Genomic DNA, 378 nt, shown 5'->3' with positions numbered 1-378 from the left:
GTACATAGAATCGTGTTCTGGAATGATATCAAAAGTTAGTGCGTTGCCATCAAACTGAGCAGGAATACGGAACCACTCCTCACGATCATAAGAAGCAGCCACATCATAGTCACTCCAGCCTTCAGGATACGCGGATGTCGCTAATTCACTGATGGTAAAATGGTGTGCTTGTTGTGCTTCGCTTTCTAGACGAAAGTGAAACCATTGTGAAATTTCGGTTTGGTTATCAGCAGGTATAGTGAGTTGAATGTCTTGTGGAGAATCTGCTGAAACAACGTTGATGTTGCCGCTTTCGAAGTTACTGAAAATTTTCATGCTAGTGAATGTCTCGTGATTGGGGTGAGCTAAGACTAGCATATTTTATTTGCAGATTATCAC

General features: G+C 41.8%; 1 protein-coding gene. It reads right to left on the bottom strand.

Going from position 1 to position 378, the window contains the following annotated elements:
* Positions 1–315, bottom strand: a 315-nt coding sequence (locus tag AB4585_RS25200; RefSeq protein WP_372171499.1) for a M14-type cytosolic carboxypeptidase, incomplete at its 3' end; no start/stop codon positions are given.
* Positions 316–378: the final 63 nt, after the last annotated feature.

The sequence above is a fragment of the Vibrio sp. 10N.222.49.C9 genome (assembly GCF_041474985.1).
Taxonomy (GTDB): domain Bacteria; phylum Pseudomonadota; class Gammaproteobacteria; order Enterobacterales; family Vibrionaceae; genus Vibrio; species Vibrio crassostreae_C.
Note: the sequence above shows the minus strand (reverse complement) of the source record. Positions and strands in the feature narration are given on the sequence as shown.